Here is a 26,177-nt window from a genome sequence, read left to right on the forward strand (position 1 = left end):
AAGGATACACCTGTTCCCATGCCGAACACAGAAGTTAAGCTTCAGCACGCCAAGAGTAGTTGGGGGATCGCCCCCTGCGAGGGTAGGACGTTGCCACGCAAATAAAGCAGTCATCGAGTAATCGGTGGCTGCTTTTTCGTATCACCAAAGGTTTGTTCGTCGACACAGCCTTAAAAACGATTAGTGAATACTAATTTTTTTAGTGGAAAGTTTACTTGTAAACCTCGCTGGATCAACGTTCTCGAAAATGGAGTTTGTGAACTCAAAAATGAGACACTCAAGTTTTATGAGAATATGATAGAATTGTAAGGAAGTGTTATAATTCTTTAGATTGAGGGGCTCGGAAATGAAACGTTATCGAGGTTATCGCTTAACCTTAGGCTGGCAAATTATGATTGGGTTAGTCTTAGGAATTATTCTTGGTGTAGTTTTTTATCAGAATAAGACAGCGATTAACGCAATGCAAAATATTGGGACCATGTTTATTAATCTGATCCAAATGATTGTTTTACCAATTGTTGTTTCTTGTTTAACTGTTGGGATTGCCAACATGGGAGACATTAAAAAATTAGGCCGCGTTGGTGGTAAAACGCTGATTTATTTCGAATTAATGACGACCGTTGCTATTATTCTAGGTTTGATAGTTGCTAATATCTTCCACCCTGGTGACTTCATTAATATCCACCAATTACATTCTCAGGATATCAGTCAATATGTCGCCACTGCTAAGACTGCTAAGTCACACAGTGGTATCTGGGCAACGTTGATGGGAATTATTCCAACTAACTTCTTTAGCGCATTAAGCACTGGTGACATGATGCCAGTGATCTTCTTCAGTGTCTTCTTTGGACTTGGAACAGCGGCGATTGGTGAACAGGGGAAAATCATTATTAATTTTCTTCAAGCCGTTTCTGAAGTGATGTTCAAAGTGACCAACTGGGTTATGCACGCTGCTCCGATTGGTGTGTGTGCGCTAATTGGTGTAACTGTGGCACAAATGGGACTGTCGGCGTTAGCACCGTTAGGCTACTTTATTTTCCTAGCATATGCCACAATGATCGTGTTTATCTTGGTAGTGATGGGATTAGTTGGCCGTTTGTTTGGCCTTAATATTTTTACCTTACTAAAAGTTATTCGTGATGAAGTTGTTCTAGCGTTTTCAACTGCCAGTTCAGAAGCAGCTTTACCAAGAATTATTGATAAAATGGATAAATTTGGGGTCAGCCAAGGAATCGTTTCCTTTGTAATTCCTACTGGTTACACGTTTAACTTAGATGGTTCAGCTATTTATCAATCTCTAGCTGCACTGTTCCTCGCCCAGGCTTACCATATCCACCTTAGCCTTGGTCAACAAATCACCTTACTAGTTGTCCTAATGATCACTTCAAAAGGTATGGCAGGCGTGCCAGGGGCCTCATTCGTGGTGCTGTTAGCCACGATTTCCACGATTGGTGTTCCGATGGCTGGTTTAACCTTTATTGCCGGTATCGATCGTCTAGTCGATATGGGTCGGACTGCGGTTAACGTGGTTGGTAACTCACTAGCTTCAGTTGTGATTGCTAAATCGGAAAAAGAGTTTAATGAGAAGCAATCAGCGGAATTTGCGGCGACTTTTAATAAGCCGAAGACAACAACTGCCGACTGATAATTGAAAGTAAATTAAAAGCGCTCTGGGTAGAACCAGAGCGCTTTTTCGGTGCTGTCTCAATTGGCTGACAACCGCAAGTGAGGTTGATTCCCATCAAGCTATACTTGTGATTATCGTTAACAAAATTGACAGCGTTATAGTAAATTTTATGATGATGGTTGACGTTTTAAAATGACATTCTTACGCTTTTTAGCACGGATTAACTACTCTAAAATCTCCCCACGCAGTTCCCTACATGGTTAAGCACATTATTTAGTTGACCGACATCTCACTGTCGAATGGCCAACTCGGGCGCCGAGACTCAGACTGCTGACCCTTACTTTCCCAATTGAATCGAACAATAAACTGATAGCACTAACGGATACGTTCAGGATCTTCGCTAAAAATCAGTTGCAACGCTGATTACGAAGAGAGTACAGTGAATAATCAGTATATCAATCATGATAAAAACGCCAATATGAGGCAGGGAAAGTAAGCGACACAGTTCAAGAATCGAAATGATTACCGATTGCTCCCGTAGAAGTGAGCTATGACAGCCCGCTTTCCCTGACACGCGTGATAAGACTGCGATCCAGGATCATATGTTTCAGTTGTCATAGTTGCTCACCTCCAGTTGTGCTTGCCGTGCGTTAGGCGATAAAAAACGCTCAGCCAACGAATTGACTGAGCGCATTGATTTGCACACTTAAATAACCTAAAAAGGTTGTTTAGCCAATCGTTGAGCTTTAGCACTATACGGCGTAGTTATTGGATAACAGCCACATTAGACCGAGCCTTTTTTTAACTCGGACAGCTGACTCATTGGCGTTTTTCGACGTTTCTGAGCAGTAGCGTTTTCCGTATAGGAGCCTCACCTAACGGCTTATTCTATTTCCATACTTAAGTATACTTGATTTTATCAGAAATAACAAATCATATGCTACCTAAAAATATCGTGAATTTGGCTTAATACATTATAATATTGCTATTAAAGCCGCTACTTCGTCTTCGGTTGTGGACCAACTCGTGACGAAGCGAATAGCGGTGTGGGTGCTATCAACTATTTCCCAGAATGAGAAATCAACCTGTTTTTTGAGTTTTTCTAGTTGGCTGTTATTCACCACAACAAATTGCTGATTTGTGGGTGAGTCAATCAAAAATTGGTAACCTTTGTCTTTTAGAGCCTGTTTTAGTTTCATTGCTAAGACAATCGCATGTTGACTGATCTTGAAATACAAATTATCAGTGAACAGTGCATCAAATTGAACCCCAATAAGACGGCCCTTTGCAAGCATGGCACCTTGTCGCTTAATTTTAGTTGTAAATCGCATTGGGACATTTTGGTGTGTGAACACCACGGCCTCACCTGCTAAGGCACCAACTTTCGTACCACCGATATAGAAGACATCACAGTATGTTGCAATGTCAGCCAAACTTAATTCATTTTCTGGACTCATTAACGCGTACCCCAGTCGAGCACCATCCATGAATAAGGTTAACTGATTAGCGCGACATACTTTGGACAAATCGGCTAGTTCTTGTTTGCTATAAAGCGTGCCGACTTCAGTTGCGTATGAAATATATACCATACCTGGCGCAACCATTTGGCCATGGTTCTCATCGGCCTGCCAGTCATCCAAATAGGTTTGGAGATTGTTTGCTGTTACTTTACCGTCTACCCCTGGCAATGTGAGGACTTTGTGACCAGTATATTCAATTGAACCAGCTTCGTGAAAATTAATGTGACCGGAATCAGCCGCAACAACCCCTTCATCACCATCCAAGAGGTTTGAAATAACGACTTGGTTGGTTTGTGTACCACCAGAAATAAAAAAGACTTCAGCCTCTGGCATTTGGCAAGCAGTTTTAATTTTTTCGGCGGCTCGCTTGGTATAGTCGTCTTGTCCGTAGCCGGGTTGAGCATCCATGTTGGTATCGACTAATGCCTGCAAAACTTTAGGGTGCGCACCACGAGAATAATCGTTTGCAAAGGGTAACATGTTTTTTCCTCTTTTCAATGATGTAGTAAGTGTTTATATATAGTTTACGCTATTTTTTAGTGAATTGGCCGCTTGAAATGTCCTAGCCGGTACTTCTCTTACAAAATTAGCTTAAAAGAACTATACTTAAGGTGTGGATTTATTAAATTAAGGAGTGATCTTTGTGCTACAACCAGGTGTTGTTTTATTTGATCAATTGAGTGATGAAGCTAAGTCTCGCGCCATTCATGATTTTATTGATTTCTATCTGAGAAAATATTCAAACAATAGTCTTGAAATTTTGACGGATTATCCCATTCAATACGAAGTAGAACAAATCAATCATGATATCCAACAGAATTCGAACTTCCATCCAGAACAACTCCGCGATTTCATATATCAAAATGACGGCGAATTATTTGAACGTATCATTTCGTCACTTGATCAATCATTCATGGAAAATGGTGTCATGGCTGATCAATCGTTTGACGATTGGTATCAGCAAAAGTATGATGAAATTTCAAAGGGCCTCTAGCCTGATAATTGAAGCCAAACAAAAACCGGCGAAGCCTGAAGGGGCTCGCCGGTTTTTGTAACAAGTTACCAAAATGGTAACGGGAATGTAGGTTGATAAGTAGATTAATTCCAATCCTAGGGGAGATTGAAAAGATGTCGGTTTTGCCTAATAAACCGGCTTGATGAGTAAAACGTAGTCTCTAAACTACGGGTAAAGAATAGCAATTATATTTTAAATCAAGCTTAAAAACACACATAAGGGTATATGTTAGCGCTGGACAAATCAGATAGGTATAATGAGGAACTATAAACTTTGTATGGTAATTGGAGGATATTTTTATGAAAGTATTTGTTATCGGTGCCAACGGTAATGTTGGTCGGTTGATCAGTAAGCAGTTAAGTGAAAAAGGTGAAGACGTTGTTGCGGGAATCCGCAAGCCAGAACAAGCTGCTTTCTTTGATGATTTGCACATTAAAACTGCTCACGTTGATCTTTTGGGTCGGCCAGAAGAACTTGGCGTGACGTTAGATGGATTTGATGCTATCATCTTCACGGCGGGTTCCGGTGGTAAAACGGGTGATGATATGACGTTATTGATTGATCTGGATGGTGCCGTCAAGAGCATGCAAGCAGCGCAGATTGCTGGTGTTAAACGGTATGTGATGGTCAGCGCACTGTGGGCTGAAGACCGCAATCGCTGGAATGATGCTATTCGTCCGTATTATGCAGCGAAGTTCTACGCGGATGAATGGTTACGATACAGAACTGATTTAGATTATACGATTGTTGAACCTGGCGCGCTCACTTTTGATGAGGGTACTGGAAAGATTAACACCGCTGGCATCGAAGGCGGATCAATAGCTCGTGAAGATGTGGCTAGTACCGTTGTAGCTACTTTGGATCAACCAAAAACCATTAATAAAACGATTCCGGTGGTTACTGGCGAGACACCAATTTCGGAAGCATTAAAAAACATTTAAACACTATTCATGCACCTATCTTTCTAGATTATCCAGGGTTATAGTGATGATTGTTAATTAATCGGCGTTGCTATCAACTCACTTTTGAAGGAGGTGCTTGGATGATTAATTATTCTCAATGGCTGCCATATCTAGCTTACGTGTTCATCGTCATGATTGGGATTGGTGTTCTAGCTGGTCAAAAGCGAACCATGGGCCAAATGGTGACCATCGTAACCTTTGGCGTTTATCTTGCTTTTGTGGGATATTTGACGTTAACACCAACTTCTTATGCGTTTGGCAGCGTGCCCACCATGCGACCGTTTTGGGTGGGGAATGCACCCACAAACCCAATTCCTTTCCGTGGAATTGAAATGGATTTCTATCTGAATATTTTGATGATGGTACCAATGGGTGTTTATCTGAGACTGCTTTGTAAGGCTGATTTTCGTCAGATCATCGGTATTGGTTTTTTAATTGGCATCAGTATCGAAACGACCCAGTTCATTTTAGATAGCGTGCTACAAATGTCTCGTTGGGTCGATATTAATGACATCATTACCAATGCTTTCGGTGTCGTGATTGGATACGTAATGGTTTTACTGTTACAGCATTCGCCACTAAAGCGACTGGTGAGGTATTTTTCAATCAGTTCACTGAGATTCACTAAATAAGACAAAAAAACGACTGGTCGATTTTTTCGGCCAGTCGTTTTTAAATTGTCTAAGTGATTATTGTTCTTCGTACCATGGGTAGTGGAATGAACCATCGCGGTCGACACGCTCGTAAGTGTGGGCACCGAAGTAGTCACGTTGTGCTTGCAGCAAGTTAGCAGGCAATACTTCTGAACGGTATGAATCGTAGTAAGTAATTGCGGCACTCAGAGATGGTACTGGAACGCCCATCTTGATTGCTAAAGCAACAACTTCACGGGTTGATTCTTGATACTTCGCAGCAATGTCCTTGAAGTAGTCGTCTAACAGTAAGTTAGTTAAATCAGGCTTCTTGTCAAAAGCATCAGTGATGTTTTGCAGGAATTGTGCACGGATAATGCATCCGGCACGCCAGATTTGTGCTAATTGACCATATTGTAGATCCCAATCGTAAGCTTCTGAAGCGAACCGAAGTTGTTCGAAACCTTGGGCATAACTCATGATCTTACTGAAGTAAAGGGCTTGGCGAATCTTTTCAACCATTTCCTTCTTGTCACCAAAGGTTTCGTTAGCTTTTGGTGCAGCTAAGGTCTTAGAAGCAGTGACACGTTCGTTCTTCATCATTGAAATGTAACGAGCGTAAACAGCTTCAGTAATAACGGATTGTGGTACTTGAACGTTCAAAGCATCTTCTGAACTCCACTTACCAGTACCCTTGTTGTTACCACGGTCTAAGATCATGTCAAGGATTGGCTTGCTCTTGTCAGCGCCAAGATCATCTTTACGAGTCAAAATATCAGCTGTAATTTCGATCAAGTAACTGTCGAGCTCGCCTTTGTTCCAGTCTTTGAAGATGTCAGCCATTTCGTCAACGGAAAGGCCTAAGACGTTCCGCATGATGTTGTAGCTTTCATCGATGAGTTCCTCATCACCATATTCGATACCGTTGTGCACCATCTTAACGTAGTGACCAGCACCGTTAGGGCCGATGTAAGTGACACATGGTTTGCCATCTTGATCAGCTTTAGCAGCAATTTTTTCAAGAATTGGAGCAACTAAATCATAAGCTTCTTTTTGACCACCGGGCATCAATGATGGGCCTTTAAGGGCACCAAGTTCACCACCGGAAACACCCATCCCGATAAAGTTGATTCCTGATTTATCGAGTTTGGCGTTCCGTGCCATTGTATCGTGGAAGTTAGTGTTACCACCATCAATTAAAACATCACCCTTGTCGAGCAATGGAATTAATTCATCGATAACAGCATCAGTTGGCTTACCAGCTTTAACCATTAAGAGGATACGACGAGGCTTTTCCAGTGAATCCACGAATTCTTCGATTGTGTGACTAGCGACTAATTTCTTGTCACCATGATCCTTCATCACTTGATCGGTCTTTGCAGCCGTACGGTTATAAATACCAACAGTGTAGCCGCGACTTTCAATGTTAAGGGCTAAGTTCTTACCCATAACGGCCATTCCGACAACACCGATATTTGCTAATTTATCTGCCATTACAAACCTTCCTTTAAAAGAAATATATTAGTTGAAGCACAACCTTAGTTTAACATTTCACAATCAGAATGTGAAGAATCTAATCCTATTTAAGCAATAAAAAATTTAGTGATAAAGTTAAGATTGTAGTGAAATGAAGTGCTTTCACAGAAATGATGGGGGTATAAAACCACTGAAATTTCACAAGTGGTTAAATTTAATAGGAAGTCATATCTGCACCAGTTCACCACACCACCGTCCCTTTGTAGCTAATGCAGTCTGTTTAAATGTCCTTTATTTCTTATGAAGAATATCACCCTTGCCAATCCACTTAAAACTGTGATGGTGCGAAATATATTCGGATGTCGGCTGTTCTTTCAATGAATGTCCTTTTTTGTAATACATGGTATCCATTTTGCCACCACGAAACATACCGCTCTTTACAGCATGGCCAATGATTCGATAGTAATGGCCATACTTTTTATACTTCACGTTTTTAGTGTAGATTTGGGGCATTCCTGAGGATTGATCAATCGTGTGATTCGCAGCAATAATGCTAATCGGACCAAATCCCAAGGCACTTCCCTTAGGCAATTTCCCCTGGTATTTACCCCTTAGTACTTTAGGTGTGCCACGGTGCCAGGACGAAGCGCTAGCAGTTGGTGCTTGGCTTAACTGACCGATACCAAATACCATTGCAGCACCCAATGCGATTCCGATTAACAAGTTTTTAAATAGTTTCATTTTCTTACCTCCCAATGAAATAATTATAGTTCTCTTAGCAGCTAATCCGTTGGGTTTTTGTCATGTACTCAAAAAGGACTCACAATTTCTGCATGTACAGAAATTGTGAGTCCTTTGATTTAACAAGCGTTAATTACTTGTTTAAACGGTATACCCATTGACGGTGATCGCGTTGGATCAATTCGTCAGCAGCTGCAGGGCCCATTGAACCTGGGGTGTAGTTAGGGAATTGTGGTTGTTGCAAGTCCCAAACCTTGCGAATTTGGTCTACGAAGCGCCATGCGTAGGAAACTTCTTGCCAACTTGAGAAGTTGGTACCGTCACCCTTCATAACGTCATGAATCAAACGCTCGTATGGTTCTGGGGTAGCCTTTGAATCCTTCGCATCCACGAAGTAGTCCAAATTGATTGGTTCAGTTTGGAAACCTTGACCGTTAGTCTTAGCGTTCAGACGAAGTGTAAAACCAGCGTGTGGCTCGATGTACATTGTCAAAACGTTAGCTTCAAGCGGAGCGTTATGGTTTTGTGGGAATGAGAAGATATCGATCAAAGGCTTCTTGAAGACAACGTCCACACGGGTGAACTTGTCGGCTAACATCTTGCCAGTCCGGATGTAGAATGGGGTACCTGACCAGCGGTAGTTATCAAACAATAACTTACCAGCAACGAAGGTGTCGTTGTTTGAATCGTGTGGGACATTATCCTCATCACGGTAAGCACGTTGGTTATCGCCGGCACCATATTGGCCACGGACGAAGTTAGTTGAGGCTTCTGCAACGTTGTAAACCCGAAGTGAACGTAAGGCCTTCACTTTTTCAGCCCGGATATCAACATCGGTGAAGGAAACAGGTTGCTCCATGGCTAGTAAGCTGACGATTTGCATAATGTGGTTTTGAACCATATCACGTAAGGCACCAGAGTTGTCATAGTATGACGCACGTTCTTCAACACCCAATTTCTCGGATAAAGTCACTTGGATGTTATCGATGTAACGATTGTTCCAGAGGGATTCAACCAGGGTGTTACCAAAACGAACGGCTTCAATGTTTTGAATCATTTCCTTACCTAAGTAGTGGTCGATCCGGAAGATTTGTTCTTCATCAAATGACTTGCTTAAGGCATCGTTTAATTGTTGAGCTGAATCGAAATCGCGACCGAATGGCTTTTCGATAACGACACGGTCGAAACCGTCAGTATCGGTCAAGCCTTCAGTCTTCAAGAAACCAGCAACGGTACCGAAGAATGAAGGGGCAAGTGACAGATAGAAGATCCGGTTACCATTCAATTTATAGGTCTTGTCTAGTTCGTCAGCCCGCTTTTTCAGTACTTGGTAGTGAGCCTTGTCGGTAACATCATGAGCTTCGTATACGAAGTGTGAAACGAACTTTTCGGCGTCTTTATCAGTTTTAGCAACGCCAAGTGACTTAAATACGTTTTCTTGAAATTGTTGATCGGTTAATTTTTCTCGAGAGGTACCAATCACACCAAAGTGTTCCCTTAAAGTACCCTTTTTATATAGGTTAAACATGGAAGGATAAAGTTTACGGTAAGCTAGGTCACCAGTCCCGCCAAAGAAAATAAATAGTGAAGTTCTTTCTGTAGCCAATACAGTCACTCCTTAAGTTTAATGAGATAAAGTAGTCATTGACGAGTGCATCATAGACAAAACAATTTCGTCTAGACCACTCGTGTCGGAATTATTATATAACAAATTCCTAGTAAATAAAGGGGATTAAGAAAAGTTTCTTAATCAAGTTTTTAACTTCAATAAAAAGTTAACTATAAACCTATATGAAAAAAGCTTTCATATAAAACGACAATTTTGAAAGAAAATTTTAGAAAATCAAATTTTAGCTCAAAATTGTCGTTTATTCGAATGAATGTCTGATACAAGCCAATCAAAATATTCTATTATTCAGCAAAGATTACGCGTATTTGTGTGCCAACTTTGCGCCGGCAGCTGCGGCAATGGCTGCAATAATATCATCTAAGAAGGTATTAACGCCCTTACCTTGTTCGGTGTCTAACCGTTTTAAGATCCCGTGTTTGACCCGGTCTAAGTACCCAAAATTAGTCGTTGCAATTTTACCATAAATCCCAGAAATGCCTCCTTCGGCCAGCAGTTCGTCGACGCCAAAGACACCGGCATCGTTTTCGACGATACTCTGCAGGGGTTCAGGCAGCCCCTTTTTGGAGGCGATTTGATCCAAAGCAATACCAACCATGGCGTTGTTCATGACTTCTCGTTTATGAAGCACGTCAATTACGGCTGACATGGCCTCTTCTTCTTGGAGCTCGGGGATGAATTGCAGCTGCATTTTATACGTAATTGACGCAATATCCTCAAGTTTAATATCTTTTGATCTGAAGTAAGCTATGATACTGTCATAGGCGGCAGTATCCGGATACTTAAAGTTTCGATTATTCAACTTCATCATCCTTTCAAACAGACGTTACTTCCAGTGTACCAAAAAACGTGACTGATAGGTGTCTAAAGCTGTAAAGGATGGTAAAATAGAAACAATTTAGTCGCATTTAGAGAGGGGAAAAGCCATATGGGCGTTATACGAATCAATAATTTAAAGTTTCATACCTTTAATGGTGTATTTCCAGAAGAACGGAAAAACGGCCAACAGTTAGCAATTGATGTGGCCTTGCATTACCCTATTGAAGAGCGGGTCCAGCACGATGATTTAGATGAAACAATTAGTTACGCGGATGTAAACGAAGTCATTGATAAATTCGTTCATACGCATTCATATAAATTGATTGAATCCCTGGCCAATGAAGTGTTGAATCTACTACTAGAAAAGTTTCCAATGGCAACTAAAATTACGTTAAAAATCCGCAAAGGCAGTGTCCCAATGCCGGGAATTTTTGATAACGTTGAAATCGAAGTATCAGGTGAGAATCATGGATGAGCGAGTTTATTTAAGCATTGGTTCTAATATTGGGGATCGCTTGGCCAACCTGACGCAGGCGGTGAATTTGCTAAAGGCGGATTCAGCGGTTCAAATTAACGCTGTTTCCTCAGTATATGAAACTCAACCTTGGGGCAATCTAGACCAGGCAAATTTCTACAATATTGCCGTGTCAATCACCACGACACTTGAACCGGCAGCGTTGCTTTCAGTGTTGCACGAAATTGAGCAGGCTGGTCACAGACAGCGACTCCAACACTGGGGACCAAGAACGATTGACTTAGACATCGTCTACTGGGGCAAGCGTCAGATCAACACACCCGAGCTCGTTGTCCCACATCCAAGAGCGCAGGAGCGCAACTTTGTCTTGTTACCCGTTCAAGAAATTGCTGGCGATGACCCTGAAGTGAAAGCTCAAGTTGACGCCGCATTACGGCAAAAGAGAGATACAAGTTGGATTAAGAAAGTAGAGGGAATCTCCATAAATGATGATAAATGACGCAAATCAAAAGAAAATTGAACAGGCCGTAAAAATGATCTTAGAAGCAGTTGGTGAAGATCCTGATCGTGATGGTCTTGTCGAAACACCGGCACGGGTGGCGCGGATGTATGGAGAAGTCTTCTCTTCAGTGAACGCCCCCGCATTCGACAACTATAAACTCTTTCCGGTGGACGAAACCACTGAAATGGTGTTGATCAAAGATATTTCGTTTTATTCAATGTGTGAACACCACCTCCTGCCATTTTTTGGGACGGTGGACGTGGCCTATATTCCTAATCATAAGCGGGTCATGGGCCTCAGCAAGATTCCACGGCTGATTGATTACTGCGCTAAGCGACCCAACGTACAGGAACGGATGACGGTCAATATTGCCAAAGAATTGACGCGGATCTTGGATCCAAAGGGAATTGCCGTGTCAGTCTCAGCTCGCCACATGTGCATGGAGATGCGCGGTGTTGAAAAAACTGGTAGTCAAACAGAGACCAGTTATTATACTGGCGCGTTTAAGGAAGACCATGAATTGAAACAGGAATTTTTACAGCGAATTAACGGGTGATAATGATGAACCAACAAGCCATTCATGAGAAGTATAACCAGCTGATTGAAAGATTTAATCAGGCCCGGTTAGTGGGTGATAATAACCGAGTACCACTGTTGAAAAAAATCGTAGCCGCGTTGAATCATCCTGACCAGCACTATCACGTGATTCACATTGCTGGTACCAATGGTAAGGGATCTACTGGGGCGATGTTGAGTGCCATTTTAGAGGCTCAAGGTTATCAGGTTGGTCGCTTTAATAGCCCGGCTATTTTAAATGATCGCGAGCAGATTCAGTTTAATCATCAATGGATCACCGAAGCGGAATTTATCGATAGCTATAACGAAATTAAACCAGTGGTGAAACGGCTTGGGCTGACCACCACGGCCATTTCCATTTTCGAATGGCAGTTTTTGATCAGTCTGATTTGGTACCGTAATCAGAATGCTGACTACGTAATTTTGGAAGCGGGGCTAGGTGGCCTAACGGACGCCACCAATGCTATTAGCGCGCCACAGCTGACCGTTTTTACAAAAATTGCCATGGATCATATGCAGATTTTAGGAGATACATTGACTAAAATTGCCATCCAGAAATCTAAGATCATCAAACCTGGTACCTCGGCCGTGACCCTATATGATCAGGCACCAGAGGCCTTTAATGTCCTCCAAAAAGAAGCCCAAAGACAGGGTGTTTCATTGGTTGCCCCGAAAACGACGGCAACCATTTCTGCCCGCAGCTTCACCGGTATGATGGTTGACTTACATAGTGACTTATTTCAGTGGTCTGGACTTAACTTAAACTTGGCTGGCGACTTTCAGGTGCAAAACCTGACCTTAGTCCTAACCGCAGTTGCGGTGCTGAAAACCCAGAATGTTCGGTTAACGGATGAGGCAGTGAGAACTGGCTTGCAGCACGTTCAATTACCAGACCGGCTGACGGTTATTTCACAGCAACCACTAACCGTTGTGGACGTGGCTCATAATCCAGATGGGATAACCGCGCTGACAACCAGTTTAAAGCAGCTGGCGCCGCAGTATTCGTTAACTTGGGTGGTGGGCTTTTTAGCAGACAAAGCGGTGACACCAATGTTGCAACTGCTCCTGCCGTTAGCTGATCGTGTACTCACAGTGACGCCGGATAACCCCAAACGGGCGCTCTCTGGAGACGAATTGGCCAATCAGATACGTGCTATTTCACCTGAAACGCATGTTCAGGCCATGCCTGGCATGTCGCAAGCAATGCAAGTCGCTCGAACCACTTTACCTGAAAATGGCATGATCGTGGTGGCCGGTTCCTTCTATGTTGCTCGTGAATTAGCAGCAATGGCGGTTGATCATGATTAAATGGCTGATTGCGTCGAATAATGCATTTAAAACCCGTGATTTGATCAACTGTTTGGCCTTCTATGGCGTTAAGGCGGTGCCGTATACTGATGAGCTGCCTCAATTGCAATTTCCAAAAGAAAATACCGTCAGTTATGCTGCTAATGCGTTAGATAAAGCACGATTTTTAGCAACCTACACGAATCAGGGTGTCATCGCTGATGATAGCGGGATTGAAGTCCCCGCCTTGGGCGAGCACTTCGGCGTCACAACAAAACGAGAATTGCACCAGGATATTTCCCATAGTGACAACCAGACTATTTTAAACGCGATGAGGGGTCAGATTGATCGGCGGGCGACGATGATCAGTACTTTGGTTGCTATCGCGCCAGGTAAAGCACCCGTAACCTCAGTTGGCCGAGTTAGTGGTACTATAGCAACGAAAACTCGCGGAGACTATTCCACCGGTTTTGACAAAATTTTTCTTTTGCCCCATCAGCAGGTCACGTTAGCTGAGTTACCTGACGAGGAGCGATTACCGCTGACCCACCGTGGTCGTGCAACTAAGCAATTAGCGGCAGAATTGAGAGGAGTTTGATCTATGCAAATTCAGGAAATGACGGATGAGTTTCAAGAAGCCACTGATTTTCAGAGCCAGGCCTTATATCAACTTGCCCAGCAACAGCAGTTAATTGCGTTGTTTTTTACGTCACTGGCGGCGTCAGAAGAGGCTGAACTGCAAAAACGGTTACGTCAACTAGATGCTGTGATGGTGGTAAGTGACGGTGATGTTTTCGGTTTATTAAAGTTGCCCGCACTACACCTTTTGGCGCAGCATTGGTTGAGCTGGTTCCCGGGTGATAAGGCTGGCGAACAGACCCTACAGCGAATTTTAACCGCCCACGATTTAGATTGGCAGGTTGCCGGCAAACGGTTTAAGTTACGTGACACGTCGATCGTTTACGGTATCATGAATATTACACCAGATTCATTTTACGATGGCGGTCGCTACACCACTATGGATGCAGTTTTAGCTCACGTGGACGAAATGCTGGCGGCCGGGGCGGATGTGATCGAAGTTAACGGGCAGACGACTCGGCCAGGTTATACTGAGGTCACGCCAGAAGTTGAAATTGAACGAACGATTCCCTACATTAAAGCGATTACTAGCCGTTTTCCAGAGGCTATCTTAGCCATTGATACTTATAAAGTACCCGTGATGGAAGCGGCTATTGATGCTGGTGTAGCAATTATCAACGACGTCAATAGTTTTACGGATGAGCCCGCCAAAGTTAAATTGATGGCACAGTCAAATGTCGGATTGCTGACCATGTTGAATGGCCGTAATTTTGATTTTAACGTCATGACGGATGAAGCCCACCAGTTCTTTGAAGATAACTTAAATGAATTGACTGCAGCTGGAATCGATCGTGATCGAATCGCCATTGATCAAGGACTTGGCTATGCGAATGCGAAGGTCCAAAATGACGATCAAGATTACGTGATCATGAATAATACTGACCAGTTTAACGATCTGAAGCGACCAATGATGGTGGCCGTTTCGCGGAAGGGCTACATGGCTAATCTGCTAGGTTTAAAGAAGGACGAACGATTACCGATGACGCTGGTTAGCGAAGTGGCGATGATGCAAAAGGGCGGTAAAATTATCCGGGTGCATGACGTGAAAGAAACCCGCCAAATGGTGACGTTACTTGATCGGATTAACCAGGGTTACTGGCTCGCATAACCCACAAATATTTCTGAGATTTTGTGAGAATATAATAAAATGTTGACTAAGTTTTCTTAATATGTTTTAATGTAAACAATCTAATAAGAGAAGGGATCAATGACAATGACGACACAGTTAACTCAAGTTAATGCGTATTGGTACGGTTATTACTTTAGTTAGCGTCCGCAGCTTTAAATGCGGACGCTCAAGCAAACGCGTTCGCGTCTAAAGCAAGCCGTCGATTTGTCGTGCCAGCTAGACGTGAAGTTCTAGCTGGACCATGATTGATTCCATTAAGGAAACAATGCAGCCAGCTAGATAGTCTAGCTGGCTTTTTTCGTACACAAATAAGGAGTGGTGATAATGATGGTAACAAATGAAGATGAAACAGGCGTGTGGCAATCCAATCAATTAACAGCTGCTCGCAAGCAGATTAATGATATTGATGACGAAATTGTGGCCCTTTTAGCACAGCGGTTCGATGCGGTGACAAAGGTGAACGAAGCTAAAGCTGCTGCCAACTTACCAATTATGGATCATGGACGAGAAGATCAAGTTTTAGACCGGGTTACCGGACAGGATTCTAATCCGGCAACAAAACGCTATATGCGTAACATTTTTGCTACCATCATGAAAAACTCCAGGGAATATCAAGATTTTTTAACGAAGACTAACCATCAAAAGGGGATTACGAAATGAACTACTTAACAGCGGGCGAATCACATGGACCGCAACTGACAGGAATCATCGAAGGCTTACCAGCCGGTTTATTATTGGATATTGACGGTATTAATGCTCAATTAGCAGCGCGGCAAGGTGGTTACGGCCGTGGCAGTCGCCAAAAAATTGAACATGATCAAGTGACCATCGTCGGTGGCGTCCGTCACAAAAAGACACTGGGCTCACCCGTTGCGTTGGTGGTTAACAACCGTGATCATGCCCACTGGGGTAAAATCATGGATCCCATTGCAGATGAAACAGCCGAAAATTCATTGCGGACCGTTGAACGGCCACGACCAGGTCACGCCGATTTAGTAGGTGGCATGAAGTACAACCACCACGATTTAAGAAACGTGCTGGAACGGTCCAGTGCCAGAGAAACCGCCATGCGGGTTGCAATTGGCGCCATTTGCAAGCAGTTTCTACAGCAGTTAGGAATTGACATTGTGGGTTACGTCCAACAGATTGGGCCAGTAGCTACGGATGATCAAGCACCGTTAGATGTTAGTCGAATCAATGAGCTGATTAGTCAAAATGATTTGCGAGTGGTTCAAGGCGATAAAGTGGACGAAATTCACACCTTGATCGACAAAACCAAAAAAGATGGCGATACCTTGGGTGGCATCATTCGGGTGGTCGCAACTAACGTGCCAGCAGGCCTGGGCAGTTACATCAGTTGGGATACTAAGTTGGATGGGAAAATTGCTGCAGCAGTCATGGGAGTTAATGCCATGAAGGGCGTTGAAATTGGCGATGGCTTCGAAGCTGCTACCAGTTTCGGCAGTCAAGTCATGGATGAGATTGACTGGCATGAAGGTGAAGGATTTACGCGTGAGTCAGATCATCTCGGTGGCTTTGAAGGCGGGATGACCAATGGCATGCCAGTAATTGTTAAAGCAGCTATGAAGCCGATTCCAACTTTATACAAACCACTTCAAAGTGTTGATGTTGAAACTAAGGAAGTTAAAAAAGCTAGCGTTGAACGGTCGGATACGACAGCTATCGTACCTGCTTCTATCGTAATTGAAAGTGTGGTTGCCATTGAGTTAGCTAAGGCGATTACTGATACTTTCGATGGCAGCAACATGGAGCGATTAAAGGCACAACTTAAGGTTTACCGAGAAGAACTTAAAAATTACTAGGAGGGTCAGTCATGCGAGCACTAAAAAGTAAACCAGCAGCCGGATTACACGGCGAACTGACCGTTCCAGGCGATAAAAGTATCTCCCATCGAGGTATTATGTTAGGTGCAATCAGCGAGGGCACCACCACCCTCACACATTTTCTAACTTCTGCCGATTGTTTATCAACGTTGGCTGCTTTTCAGCAGTTGGGCGTTCCAATTGAACGGCAGGGTACCACAGTTAACGTTCATGGCGTTGGGTTAAACGGTTTGAAGGCTAGTTCAACCCCACTTGATATGGGCAATTCTGGGACCACGACCCGGCTGATCATGGGCTTACTTTCGGGACAGCCATTTAGCACGACTTTGATGGGTGATGCCTCCTTATCGAAGCGACCGATGAAAAGGGTCAGTGAACCTTTAGCTACCATGGGCGCAGATATCACGACTACCGATGGTCATTTGCCGGTCACAATTCGTGGTCAGCAGCTCCACGGCGTCAATTACCAGCTGAAAGTTGCTAGCGCGCAAGTTAAAAGTGCGTTGATCTTGGCCGCGTTACAAGCCAATGAGCCCACAACACTGACGGAGTTACTACCGACCCGGGACCATACGGAACGGATGCTGACGGCGTTTGGCGGTGAAATTACTACCGCTGACGATGGCGTCACCATTACAGTGCAGCCGCAGCCTCATCTGAAGGGACAATCCATGACGGTTCCTGGGGACATGTCCTCCGCAGCGTTTTTCATGACCGCGGCCAGTTTGGTTCCGGGGTCTGAAATCACGTTGAAAGATGTTGGGCTTAATCACACTCGAACGGGGTTACTCGATATCTTAAATGCGATGGGTGGCAAAATTAGCGTTAAGTCACAACCAACAAATGGTGAACCCATTGGCGACCTGACAATTCAAACTGCCAAGTTAGAACCTATTAATATTGGTAAGGAACAGATTCCAGCAGTCATTGATGAACTCCCATTAGTAGCGCTATTAGCGGCTAAGGCTGACGGTGTCAGTCGAATTACGGGCGCTGAAGAGTTAAGGGTCAAAGAAACTGATCGTATTAGTGCTATCGTGTCTGAGTTTAAAAAACTGGGAATTGCCATCGAAGAGTTGCCGGATGGCTTCGTTATCGATGGTCGCAAGCCATGGTACGTGGTTGACCCGGTATTAGATGCTCATGACGACCACCGAATCGGTATGGTACTGGGAATCGCAGCGCTGTTAGTTAAGACACCTTTACAATTAAAGGGTGCTGATAGTGTTCGGATCTCCTACCCTGAATTTTTCGACGACTTAGATCAACTATTGTAATGAGGTGATTGGTATGACGACGGTATTGATAAGCGGTTTGGGACTGATTGGCAGTTCGTTGGCCCGAGTTATGAAAAAAAGCGACGTGCAGCCAACAATTTTGGGCGACGATCCCAACGATGACACCAGTCAGTTTCTGCTGGGTCAGGGGATTATTGATGAACGGGTGAAGTTGTTAAAAGCAGCTTCGCGTGCGGACATCATCCTCCTCGCTGGCCCGGTTTCAGTCATTATTGATCAACTCGCGCAACTGACGGACGTCGATTTAAAGCCAGATGTCCTGGTGACGGATGTGGGGAGTACGAAGACACAGGTGATGGCCGCGTCACAGGCATTACAGCAACGCCATGTTGCCTTTATGGGTGGTCATCCAATGGCTGGCTCCCATCAAGCAGGCGGTCGCTTCGGCCGAGCCGATTTATTTGATCATGCTACATACTTCATCGTGGACGGCTCCCAGACGCTTGCTCAGGCAGCCCAATTTAAAGCTTGTCTTCAGCCGGCGAGGTTACGCTGGGTAAATGTTACAGCTAAAGCTCACGATGGCTTAGTCAGTGAAATCAGCCACGTTCCCCACGTGCTGGCAGCTAATCTGGTCAACACAGCTGACCATCAGCTCAAGCACGATTCAGTGGGATTAAGTGCCGCAGCTGGTGGGTTCAAGAGCACCACTCGAATTGCGGGTGCCGACCCCACCATGTGGACGGCGATTATGCTGAGTAACTCTGATGCAATTAGTGAACAACTCACTACTTATATGACGCAGTTAAAGCAGATTCAAGACGCGATTGACGTACACGATACCGATAAAATCTACCAATTTTTTGCACATGCGAAATCAGTTCGAGAACGGTTAGACCAAGGAGGAGAGAAACAATGAGAGCAATTTTAGTTGGCTTCATGGGTAGTGGCAAAACCACTGTTGGCGAGTTGTTAGCTGACCGGCTGCATCTGATGCACCGGGATCTGGATGATGTCATCGTAGAACGCGCTGGCAAAACAATTCAGCAAATCTTTGACGATGAGGGGGAAACCGCCTTTCGTCAGTTGGAACACGATGTCTTAGCTGATACGTTAGCGAATAGTCAAGGTATCATTTCAACTGGTGGTGGTACGCCAATTCAAATGGCGAACTATCAATTGCTGCGAAAATGCGATGTGCCAGTGATATTGCTCAACGTTAAACCGGAAACTGTTTTGGCCCGATTAGCCGATGATGGTAAGCGTCCCTTAGTTAAGGAACTAGGTGTTGACGGCCTAATTGGTCTCAAGGCTAAGCGTGATACTAGATATCATGAAGTCAGCGATATTGAAATTGACACGGATGATCTCACACCAGAAGAAGTGGTGGATGCCATTTTGACCCACGTTAAGTTCAGAAGTGTTCGTCATGACGCTGTGTAGGTGTTTTCGAGATGGACTTAATTAATATATCACTGCGTAAACTGGACCGAATGACCAGTCAACGATACAGTGACGGCACAGGGATTAATTACCTAGTGAATAAAAGCCCCTTCCGGCAAAATCAGTACGGGGTGCATTTGGAGCTGGTCAATAGCGATGGCAAGGTCTATCAAAAAATTGAAGTGTATTTTAAACCTGATCAACTGATCTCTGAACCCTTTGAGGCTAATGGGAGGCAGTATCGATTAACGTTGATCAAGTAGGCAAGCGGCTGATTTCTTTTACGAACGGCCGTTTTTTTATGCTTTTGTTGAAAAGAGATTAAAAACTCCTAAAACCTGTTAATAATGACTAGCCACTTGTCGATTAACAGGTTATACTCATCACTGCTATTAAATTCGCTGGTAGAAAGCGAACACACAAGGAGAAACGTACATGAAGAAATTAGTCATTTTATCAGGTAGCTTAATTGCCGCATTCAGTTTACTGGGTGCCGGTGCAGCTACTCAGACTCAAGCATCAGCTAAGACAACCGTCGCAGCAGGCAGCCCAAGCCTATCAATCAACAAAATTTACTCAAACTCGGCTTCAGTGTCGGGTAAGGCTAGCAAAGGTGTCAAAATTATTGTTGAAAACAGCAAGAAGAAAGCAATTGCTCATTCAACAGCATCTAAGACCACTGGGAAATACACTGTTAAATTGCCAGCTAAGCAAAAGACGGGGACAAAACTTTACGTTTATGCTAAAGCATCCAATGGACATTATTTTTATCGAATCATGAATGTTCAGGCTGCTTCATCAAAAACCACCACTAAGAAAATAACGCCCAAGAAGGCCGCTTCAACAAAAGCAGCAGTACACACCAATACCGTTAGTTCTAATCTCAGCACACCAACCGGTACATGGAAGTCAACTACTCAAAAAGGCTGGTTGATGAAGTTTAGCTTTAGCCAAAAAACTGGTTTGAATGAATACACTTATCAAGGTAAGAAAGCTACTCACGTGTTATCGAACGCACGTTATAGCGTTGATGCTAAAGGTGCCAGTTTCTGGAAGATCAACGTCACCGCTAAGGGTGGTGCTAAGTCAACCTTCTACATGCGTTTCACCAGCAACAAGCAATTTGTATTGGTCAACAGCAAGAACCAAGTGATCAATACTTCGGTTGGCAAAGCCCCAGCTGGTCACTACACTTTTAACTTACAATAATCTGTGATATTTTAATCTAATGAATACGTTGAAAGCACCATTCTGTCATGATGACGGAATGGTGCTTTTAATTGTAATTAACGATTGGATGAGTTGCCTAAATCTAGTCCCACACAATGCCCGTTATCGCTTGCTTACGCCTACTTGTCTGGTACAATTACCATAGGATATTAGAATCGGAGGGGAGTTTATGACAATCATGAAAGCAATCGGTGCAACTGCAGATCGGCAGTTAATTGATTTGACGTTACCTAAGCCCACTGCCAGCTCTAATCAAGTACTGGTTCAAGTTGATGCAGTGTCCGTTAATCCAGTGGATACTAAGTTAAAAGAAATGGTTAACGAAGAAACCGCACCTAAAATATTGGGTTATGATGCAGTTGGCAAAGTGGTTGAAACCGGCGAAGAAGTGACGAAGTTCAAGGTTGGCGACCGCATTTTTTATGCTGGTAGTACTCAAGTGGCTGGTGCGGATGCAGAGTATCAGTTAGTTGATGAACGGCTGGCAAGTTTAGCGCCACGTTCACTGACCGCGGCCGAAATTGCTGCTATGCCACTGACGGCGCTAACTGCTTATGAACTGTTATTTGAGAAAATGCAGTTTGTCGGCAAAGCTAACCAGAATCAGAAGCGAACCTTGCTGATTGTCAACGGTGCTGGCGGTGTCGGCTCCATTATGTCTCAGCTAGCACATTGGGCCGGGATTACGGTCCTAGCCACTAGTAGTCCGAGGAATTTTGACTGGTTGAAACAAAATAAGGTTGATCATCCCTTAGATTATCATGGTGACTTGTTGAATGAGATCCACGAGTTAGGGTATTCATCTCTTGATGGGATTGCCATTTTATATAATCCCGAAGATTACTTCGATTTAGCCGCTGAACTGGTTAGACCATTCGGACACATTGGCTCGATTGTCGGTAGCCCAGTTGACCTGCCACTGTACAAAATTAAAAATAAAGCTGCTAGTTTCGATTGGGAGTACATGTTTGCTAAGAGTGATGCTGACTACAATGTAAACAGTCAGGGGAAGACGCTACAACTGGTTGCCCGACTACTGGATCAAGGTGTGTTGACGTCAACGTTGACGAAAGTACTCACGGATGGCATCAATGCAAAGACCTTGACCGAAGCGCATGAACTAGTGGGTGGAGGTAAGATTCACGGCAAGTTGGTTCTAACTGGAGCGTTTAACGCACCAGTAGAAGGTCGGAGTAGTCAGAAATGATTGCGACTAAAAAGGAAGTTCGTTTACCTTCACTGTTCATTGCCAACTTAATGCTAAATACAGGGGCAGCGTTTATGTGGCCGTTGACCACCGTCTATATGAATAAATCGCTGCATGAATCACTGACTACGGCAGGTGTGGTGTTGCTGGTGATGTCGTTAGTGATGATGGTCGGTAATTACATTGGAGGGGTTTTATTTGATCGTTGGTCGCCGTATTTGACTGGTATACTGGGTGCCGGCATCTCGCTGGTGGCGATGATTCTACTGATTTTCTTTCATGGCTGGCCGATTTTTGCAGTTCTGTTAGTGATTGTGGGATTTGGTGACGGTATCAGTTTGACCGTGGGCAATTCCTTTGCTGCTACGATTAAGAGTGTTTCAGTCCGCAAGGTGTTTAATTTGATGTACATTGCTTTAAACGTTGGTGTCGTGATTGGGACGTTATTGGTTGGGTACTTATTAAATCGTGGCGTGACCTTGGTCTTCGCCGTGACGACAATTTGCTATATCTTACTCTTTGGGCTGATGGTGACGGAATTCAAAGTCGACGTTAAAGGTAACCAAACAGAACGTAAGGACGGTGGCCAAGTCCCAAGACTAAACCTAAAGGTGATTTGGTGGATCTGTCTGATGGTTTTTGCCATCTACACCAGTTATTCACTCTGGGAAAGCGTGCTGTCAGTTCACATGACGAATCTGCACATTCAGTTTAAAGACTACAGCCTTTTATGGACCATGAACGGCTTCTTGATTGTCTTTGGTCAACCACTGATGAACCGATTATTTGCTAGTCGGAAGCTATCAACTCAAATTGGGCTAGGGGTCTCGATTTTTGCCCTTTCATTCTTTGGTTTAATTTTTGCTCACCAGTATTCTGATTTCGTGATTATTATGATTGTCCTCACAATTGGTGAAATGATTGGTTTCCCGGGGATGCCCGCTTGGATCGATGGTCTGGCGGTAAATGGCAGCAAGGGTAAATATCAAGGAATGTATAACGTGGCGATATCAGTTGGTCGAGCAGTTGGTCCACTATTCGGTGGGCTCATGATCGATTATTTTAGCTACCAATCACTGTTTTTCTGTGTTGGACTGGCTATGTTACTGGCACTTGGTGGCGTGTTATTCAGTCATAGCAGGTTAACAGAATAGAAAATAGCCAGTTTTCCGATTTGGAAGACTGACTATTTTTGAATTGTTAGTTAACGTTAAAGCCTTGCTGTTTAATCACTTGAATGAGTTCTGCACGTAATTTAGGATCACGTTGCAGTTCTTGGACGATATGCTTGCTGAAAGTGATTTTTTTCAAATGACTATTGCGATGCGCATAGTAGTCAGCGGTTTTCTCGTCATAGGCGGCTAATTGATCATCAAAATCAGCTGGTAGGTCATATTGATTACTAAAGTGCATGAGTGGTTGTGGCAATCGTGGTTTCAAATCAGGCTGCTCAGCGGGATGACCAATCGCTAATCCTAACAGCGGAAAGGTTAATTCCGGTAAATGCAGCAGATCGATGACTTGTTGTGTATGGTTTAAGATACTGCCCATGATCGTACTGCCTAATCCGAGGCTTTCTCCTGCGGTAACGATAGCCTCTGCTGCAATAGCAACGTCAAAAGTGCTGGCCATAAACTTATCGAAGGAACGTAAAATGGTTGTATCAGCGTTGGCAGCTTCCGCAATTTTGAGGTTGCGGTGCTGGTCAGCAACCAACATGAAGTAATGACCGCTTTTTTCTAGCCAGTGATGACCAGTAATATTGCCAAGTTCCTGTTTGATTGCCGGATCGGTAATGCTAATAATGCTGTACTGTTGAGCAAAAGTGCTGGTAGCGGCGTGTTGAGCAGCTGATACCAGAGTGGTAATTTCACCACTAGTCAAAGGTTGGTCGGTATACTGACGGATGCTGCGGTGCTGATTTAATAGCGTCAAAATATCATTAGTCACGGAATCGTCTCCTTACAGATCTAAAAATTGAAGCCGCTCGACTAGCTTTTTGTAAACTCGTGGTTCGTCGGCCGGGACACCACGCAGTTCGTAGTCATCAATAAAAGGCGCGTCGAATTTTTGGCAATAACGCCGGGCAGTTAAACAATACTGTTCGTTGAAGTTTTTGTTGCCACTACCAACCACCCCAATCAGTTGTTTAGCGTTATCGTGGTAATCAATGTATTCACCCATCACATTAGTCATGAGTTCCTTGACACCATTGTCGATGCCGTTACCGCCATCTAAGTAGGTTGGCACAAAACAGAAGAATGGTTTGGCTTCGTCAGCGAAGTCAGTCTGTTCAGAAATTTCGGTTGCTTCGATTTCTGGCAGTCCCTTGTTTTTAAGGTGTTGAGCAAATGCGTAGTGGGTCAAGTGCTCGACAAAATTCCGCGTATTGCCCTCAATTGAAATAAATAAAATTCGTATTGGATCCATAGTGTTTTTCCTCCAAATAATCGATATAATGGTAGATGTTGTGTTGATGGCATACGTGATACATACTGATAGTATTACCAGTTAATTGTAGGCTATATATAGTAGTGAAAGCAAGAAGCAAAAATCTGGTCGTTTATTTACTCGTCAACTATGATATAACAGAAATATAAAAAGAATGCAGAGGTGATAACATGACGGAAAAACAGGATTTAAGAGTGCGGCGGACGAACGAACAGATCACCAAAGCTTTCTTTGGTTTACTTAAGGATAAGGGATTTAAGACCATGACGGTGCAAGACATTAGCAAGCGAGCACGGATCGGTCGGTCAACATTTTACAGCCATTATTATGATAAATATGATTTGTTGGAAAAATTAGTTGCTGAATATACGGAAGTTTTTCGGACGATTGTGGATCAGCGGTTCAGCGTACATACGCCTGAGATTGGCTCAAACACCGTTAAAGTGCTAATTATTGCACTGACCCAATATCGGGAGATCTTATTGCAGTTATTTGACATTCACACTGAAACGGCTGACTTGGAGCGGAACTTTAAAGAAATTTTGCGTTCAACGGCTTATCAATATTTCCAGCACGTTGAATTACCAAGCGAAATTGACTTGCCGTTAGAGTATTTGAGTGATCTGTATGCTAGTAACGTGATGCTGTTTTTGCTGTGGCAGTTACGTCATGGAAAAAACGATTCTGTGATTCAATTTGGCGATCGACTACAAGAATTTGTATTAAACCCAATGCACGGGATTTAGTTAGCTATAGGAAAGGCAGATGAAAAAGGTGTCAGTTATTAAAAAGGCCAACGCGCTGGTTCAAACTAAGTCAGTGGTGACTTCATTTATGCCATGTTTATTAGGGATACTATTTGCGGCTAACTACTATCACAGCTTTAATGTGGTGAACAGTTTGCTGATCATGATTAGTGTGGTTGCCTTTCACTTAGCCGTTAATGCACATAACCAGTACAAAGATTATGAACGTTATAGAGGTAAAGACAGTCATAATAATATTCTTAAGAATTTTGACATCAAACCACTGCAGGCCCGTTCAACTATTTTAGGCCTTGCTTTACTTTCGATGATTATCGGTCTGTTCTTGGTTGATCGGACTGGGCTACCCGTTCTCTGGGTTGGCTTAGTGAGTTTTGCGGTGGGCTATTTCTATTCAGGCGGCCCATATCCAATTTCGAAGACCCCATTTGGAGAACTCTTCTCAGGTTTAACGATGGGCTACAACATCACTTTCTTGGCCACATATGTGAATATGTATCAGCTGATTGATGTTAGTGGGTTGTGGTATAAAACCTTTATTGTTGCCATCCCAGCAATTTTCACCATCAGCAATATTATGCTGGCGAACAATATTGCTGATCGGAAGGAAGATCCTGCACTGGGTCGTAAAACAATTGTTTATTATTGGGGTAAACAAGGTGGTATTCGGTTGTGGGAAGTGAGCTTTGTGATTGCCTACGTCGGGATATTGGCAGCAGTGGTTTTAGGCTACTTGCCAGTGCTGACTTTACTGGTCATCCTAACCATTCCCATTGTTTGGCGTAATACTCGTCGCTTTAGTGCACACCCGAAGAAGGAAACGACTTTTCTGTATGCCATTATTAACGCACAACTGATATTAGCGGTGACCGTTATTGGCGGTGGATTAGCGCTGATTCTCTAAAAATAGTGCGACGTAACTAAGTAGAAACTAGAATTTAATGAAAAAACCATTTCGACTTTATTGGACGGA

28 protein-coding genes, 1 rRNA gene and 1 riboswitch are annotated in these 26,177 nt (G+C 43.5%); of the genes, 22 read left to right on the plus strand and 7 right to left on the minus strand.

The genetic code is table 11. From position 1 onward, the window contains the following. Together rrf and HC026_RS10840 are read left to right on the plus strand one after the other, a co-directional pair. Nucleotides 1-99: ribosomal RNA gene (rrf, locus tag HC026_RS10835) — 5S ribosomal RNA — on the plus strand; the annotation flags it as partial. A gap of 247 nt (nt 100-346) precedes the next feature. Next, on the plus strand, nt 347-1,645 hold the full coding sequence (locus HC026_RS10840; protein WP_168925948.1) for a cation:dicarboxylate symporter family transporter: 1,299 nt from the start codon (nt 347-349) through the stop codon (nt 1,643-1,645). Between the two features lie 706 nt (nt 1,646-2,351). Further along, nucleotides 2,352-2,517, minus strand: a riboswitch (M-box (ykoK) riboswitch). A gap of 84 nt (nt 2,518-2,601) precedes the next feature. On the opposite strand, the gene HC026_RS10845 is transcribed toward HC026_RS10840, so the two are convergent. Continuing rightward, a complete protein-coding gene (locus tag HC026_RS10845) occupies nt 2,602-3,627 on the minus strand; it encodes a threonine aldolase family protein (protein WP_168925949.1) in 1,026 nt (341 codons plus the stop codon). 163 nt (nt 3,628-3,790) lie between these two features. On the opposite strand from HC026_RS10845, the gene HC026_RS10850 reads away from it, so the two are divergent. From HC026_RS10850 to HC026_RS10860, 3 genes are all read left to right on the plus strand, one after another. Then, the gene (locus tag HC026_RS10850; RefSeq protein ID WP_168925950.1) at nt 3,791-4,141 is read left to right on the plus strand and encodes a hypothetical protein; all 351 of its coding nucleotides are present in this window, start codon (nt 3,791-3,793) and stop codon (nt 4,139-4,141) included. A 320-nt stretch (nt 4,142-4,461) separates the two neighbouring features. Then, nucleotides 4,462-5,103, plus strand: a complete 642-nt coding sequence (locus tag HC026_RS10855) for an SDR family oxidoreductase (RefSeq protein WP_168925951.1) — start codon at nt 4,462-4,464, stop codon at nt 5,101-5,103. Between the two features lie 101 nt (nt 5,104-5,204). Continuing rightward, on the plus strand, nt 5,205-5,756 hold the full coding sequence (locus tag HC026_RS10860) for a VanZ family protein (RefSeq protein WP_168925952.1): 552 nt from the start codon (nt 5,205-5,207) through the stop codon (nt 5,754-5,756). Between the two features lie 57 nt (nt 5,757-5,813). On the opposite strand, the gene gndA is transcribed toward HC026_RS10860, so the two are convergent. From gndA to HC026_RS10880, 4 genes are all read right to left on the minus strand, one after another. After that, nucleotides 5,814-7,250 (minus strand): NADP-dependent phosphogluconate dehydrogenase, encoded by a 1,437-nt coding sequence (gndA, locus tag HC026_RS10865; protein ID WP_168925953.1) that lies wholly within the window; start codon nt 7,248-7,250, stop codon nt 5,814-5,816. 273 nt (nt 7,251-7,523) lie between these two features. Further along, complete coding sequence (locus tag HC026_RS10870) at nt 7,524-7,973, minus strand: hypothetical protein (RefSeq protein WP_168925954.1); 450 nt, start codon at nt 7,971-7,973, stop codon at nt 7,524-7,526. A gap of 133 nt (nt 7,974-8,106) precedes the next feature. Further along, nucleotides 8,107-9,579, minus strand: a complete 1,473-nt coding sequence (zwf, locus tag HC026_RS10875) for a glucose-6-phosphate dehydrogenase (protein ID WP_168925955.1) — start codon at nt 9,577-9,579, stop codon at nt 8,107-8,109. A 319-nt stretch (nt 9,580-9,898) separates the two neighbouring features. After that, entirely contained in the window at nt 9,899-10,402 is a 504-nt protein-coding gene (locus tag HC026_RS10880; RefSeq protein WP_168925956.1) for a phosphatidylglycerophosphatase A, read from the minus strand. 126 nt (nt 10,403-10,528) lie between these two features. Here HC026_RS10880 and folB point away from each other — a divergent pair, with 126 nt between their 5' ends. From folB to HC026_RS10955, 15 genes are all read left to right on the plus strand, one after another. Then, on the plus strand, nt 10,529-10,894 hold the full coding sequence (gene folB, locus HC026_RS10885; protein WP_168925957.1) for a dihydroneopterin aldolase: 366 nt from the start codon (nt 10,529-10,531) through the stop codon (nt 10,892-10,894). Next, nucleotides 10,887-11,393, plus strand: coding sequence for a 2-amino-4-hydroxy-6-hydroxymethyldihydropteridine diphosphokinase (gene folK, locus HC026_RS10890; protein WP_168925958.1), 507 nt, complete (start codon nt 10,887-10,889; stop codon nt 11,391-11,393). Before folB ends, folK begins: the two co-directional genes overlap by 8 nt. Beyond that, nucleotides 11,383-11,952, plus strand: a complete 570-nt coding sequence (gene folE / locus HC026_RS10895; protein ID WP_168925975.1) for a GTP cyclohydrolase I FolE — start codon at nt 11,383-11,385, stop codon at nt 11,950-11,952. The genes folK and folE overlap by 11 nt, the downstream gene beginning before the upstream one ends. A gap of 2 nt (nt 11,953-11,954) precedes the next feature. Then, nucleotides 11,955-13,280 carry a bifunctional folylpolyglutamate synthase/dihydrofolate synthase gene (locus HC026_RS10900; RefSeq protein WP_232843735.1) on the plus strand — a complete coding sequence of 442 codons (1,326 nt, stop codon included), beginning with the start codon at nt 11,955-11,957 and terminating at the stop codon, nt 13,278-13,280. After that, nucleotides 13,273-13,857, plus strand: a complete 585-nt coding sequence (locus HC026_RS10905) for a non-canonical purine NTP pyrophosphatase (RefSeq protein ID WP_211089482.1) — start codon at nt 13,273-13,275, stop codon at nt 13,855-13,857. Before HC026_RS10900 ends, HC026_RS10905 begins: the two co-directional genes overlap by 8 nt. Nucleotides 13,858-13,860: 3 nt before the next feature. After that, nucleotides 13,861-15,006, plus strand: coding sequence for a dihydropteroate synthase (gene folP / locus HC026_RS10910; protein ID WP_168925959.1), 1,146 nt, complete (start codon nt 13,861-13,863; stop codon nt 15,004-15,006). 345 nt (nt 15,007-15,351) lie between these two features. Then, a complete protein-coding gene (locus tag HC026_RS10915; protein ID WP_168925960.1) occupies nt 15,352-15,687 on the plus strand; it encodes a chorismate mutase in 336 nt (111 codons plus the stop codon). Then, nucleotides 15,684-16,850, plus strand: a complete 1,167-nt coding sequence (gene aroC, locus HC026_RS10920) for a chorismate synthase (protein ID WP_168925961.1) — start codon at nt 15,684-15,686, stop codon at nt 16,848-16,850. Before HC026_RS10915 ends, aroC begins: the two co-directional genes overlap by 4 nt. Before the next feature lie 11 nt (nt 16,851-16,861). Continuing rightward, nucleotides 16,862-18,148 (plus strand): 3-phosphoshikimate 1-carboxyvinyltransferase, encoded by a 1,287-nt coding sequence (aroA, locus tag HC026_RS10925; protein ID WP_168925962.1) that lies wholly within the window; start codon nt 16,862-16,864, stop codon nt 18,146-18,148. Between the two features lie 13 nt (nt 18,149-18,161). Next, a complete protein-coding gene (locus HC026_RS10930; protein WP_168925963.1) occupies nt 18,162-19,028 on the plus strand; it encodes a prephenate dehydrogenase in 867 nt (288 codons plus the stop codon). Continuing rightward, nucleotides 19,025-19,552, plus strand: a complete 528-nt coding sequence (locus tag HC026_RS10935) for a shikimate kinase (protein WP_168925964.1) — start codon at nt 19,025-19,027, stop codon at nt 19,550-19,552. The genes HC026_RS10930 and HC026_RS10935 overlap by 4 nt, the downstream gene beginning before the upstream one ends. A gap of 11 nt (nt 19,553-19,563) precedes the next feature. Then, nucleotides 19,564-19,815, plus strand: a complete 252-nt coding sequence (locus tag HC026_RS10940) for a hypothetical protein (RefSeq protein WP_168925965.1) — start codon at nt 19,564-19,566, stop codon at nt 19,813-19,815. Between the two features lie 172 nt (nt 19,816-19,987). Further along, the gene (locus HC026_RS10945) at nt 19,988-20,761 is read left to right on the plus strand and encodes an Ig-like domain-containing protein (protein ID WP_168925966.1); all 774 of its coding nucleotides are present in this window, start codon (nt 19,988-19,990) and stop codon (nt 20,759-20,761) included. 190 nt (nt 20,762-20,951) lie between these two features. After that, nucleotides 20,952-21,989: a zinc-binding alcohol dehydrogenase family protein gene (locus HC026_RS10950; protein ID WP_168925967.1), complete on the plus strand. Its 1,038-nt coding sequence runs from the start codon at nt 20,952-20,954 to the stop codon at nt 21,987-21,989. Further along, nucleotides 21,986-23,143, plus strand: a complete 1,158-nt coding sequence (locus HC026_RS10955; RefSeq protein WP_168925968.1) for an MDR family MFS transporter — start codon at nt 21,986-21,988, stop codon at nt 23,141-23,143. Before HC026_RS10950 ends, HC026_RS10955 begins: the two co-directional genes overlap by 4 nt. 46 nt (nt 23,144-23,189) lie before the next feature. Here HC026_RS10955 and HC026_RS10960 read toward each other — a convergent pair whose 3' ends face one another. Continuing rightward, nucleotides 23,190-23,939 carry an NADPH-dependent oxidoreductase gene (locus tag HC026_RS10960; protein WP_168925969.1) on the minus strand — a complete coding sequence of 250 codons (750 nt, stop codon included), beginning with the start codon at nt 23,937-23,939 and terminating at the stop codon, nt 23,190-23,192. 12 nt (nt 23,940-23,951) lie between these two features. Further along, nucleotides 23,952-24,419: a class Ib ribonucleoside-diphosphate reductase assembly flavoprotein NrdI gene (gene nrdI / locus HC026_RS10965; RefSeq protein WP_168925970.1), complete on the minus strand. Its 468-nt coding sequence runs from the start codon at nt 24,417-24,419 to the stop codon at nt 23,952-23,954. A gap of 191 nt (nt 24,420-24,610) precedes the next feature. On the opposite strand from nrdI, the gene HC026_RS10970 reads away from it, so the two are divergent. Both HC026_RS10970 and HC026_RS10975 read left to right on the plus strand, forming a co-directional pair. After that, nucleotides 24,611-25,186 carry a TetR/AcrR family transcriptional regulator gene (locus tag HC026_RS10970; RefSeq protein ID WP_168925971.1) on the plus strand — a complete coding sequence of 192 codons (576 nt, stop codon included), beginning with the start codon at nt 24,611-24,613 and terminating at the stop codon, nt 25,184-25,186. 19 nt (nt 25,187-25,205) lie between these two features. Beyond that, a complete protein-coding gene (locus HC026_RS10975) occupies nt 25,206-26,108 on the plus strand; it encodes a prenyltransferase (protein WP_168925972.1) in 903 nt (300 codons plus the stop codon). Nucleotides 26,109-26,177 lie beyond the last annotated feature (69 nt).

The organism is Secundilactobacillus angelensis (assembly GCF_012641075.1).
Classification (GTDB): domain Bacteria; phylum Bacillota; class Bacilli; order Lactobacillales; family Lactobacillaceae; genus Secundilactobacillus; species Secundilactobacillus angelensis.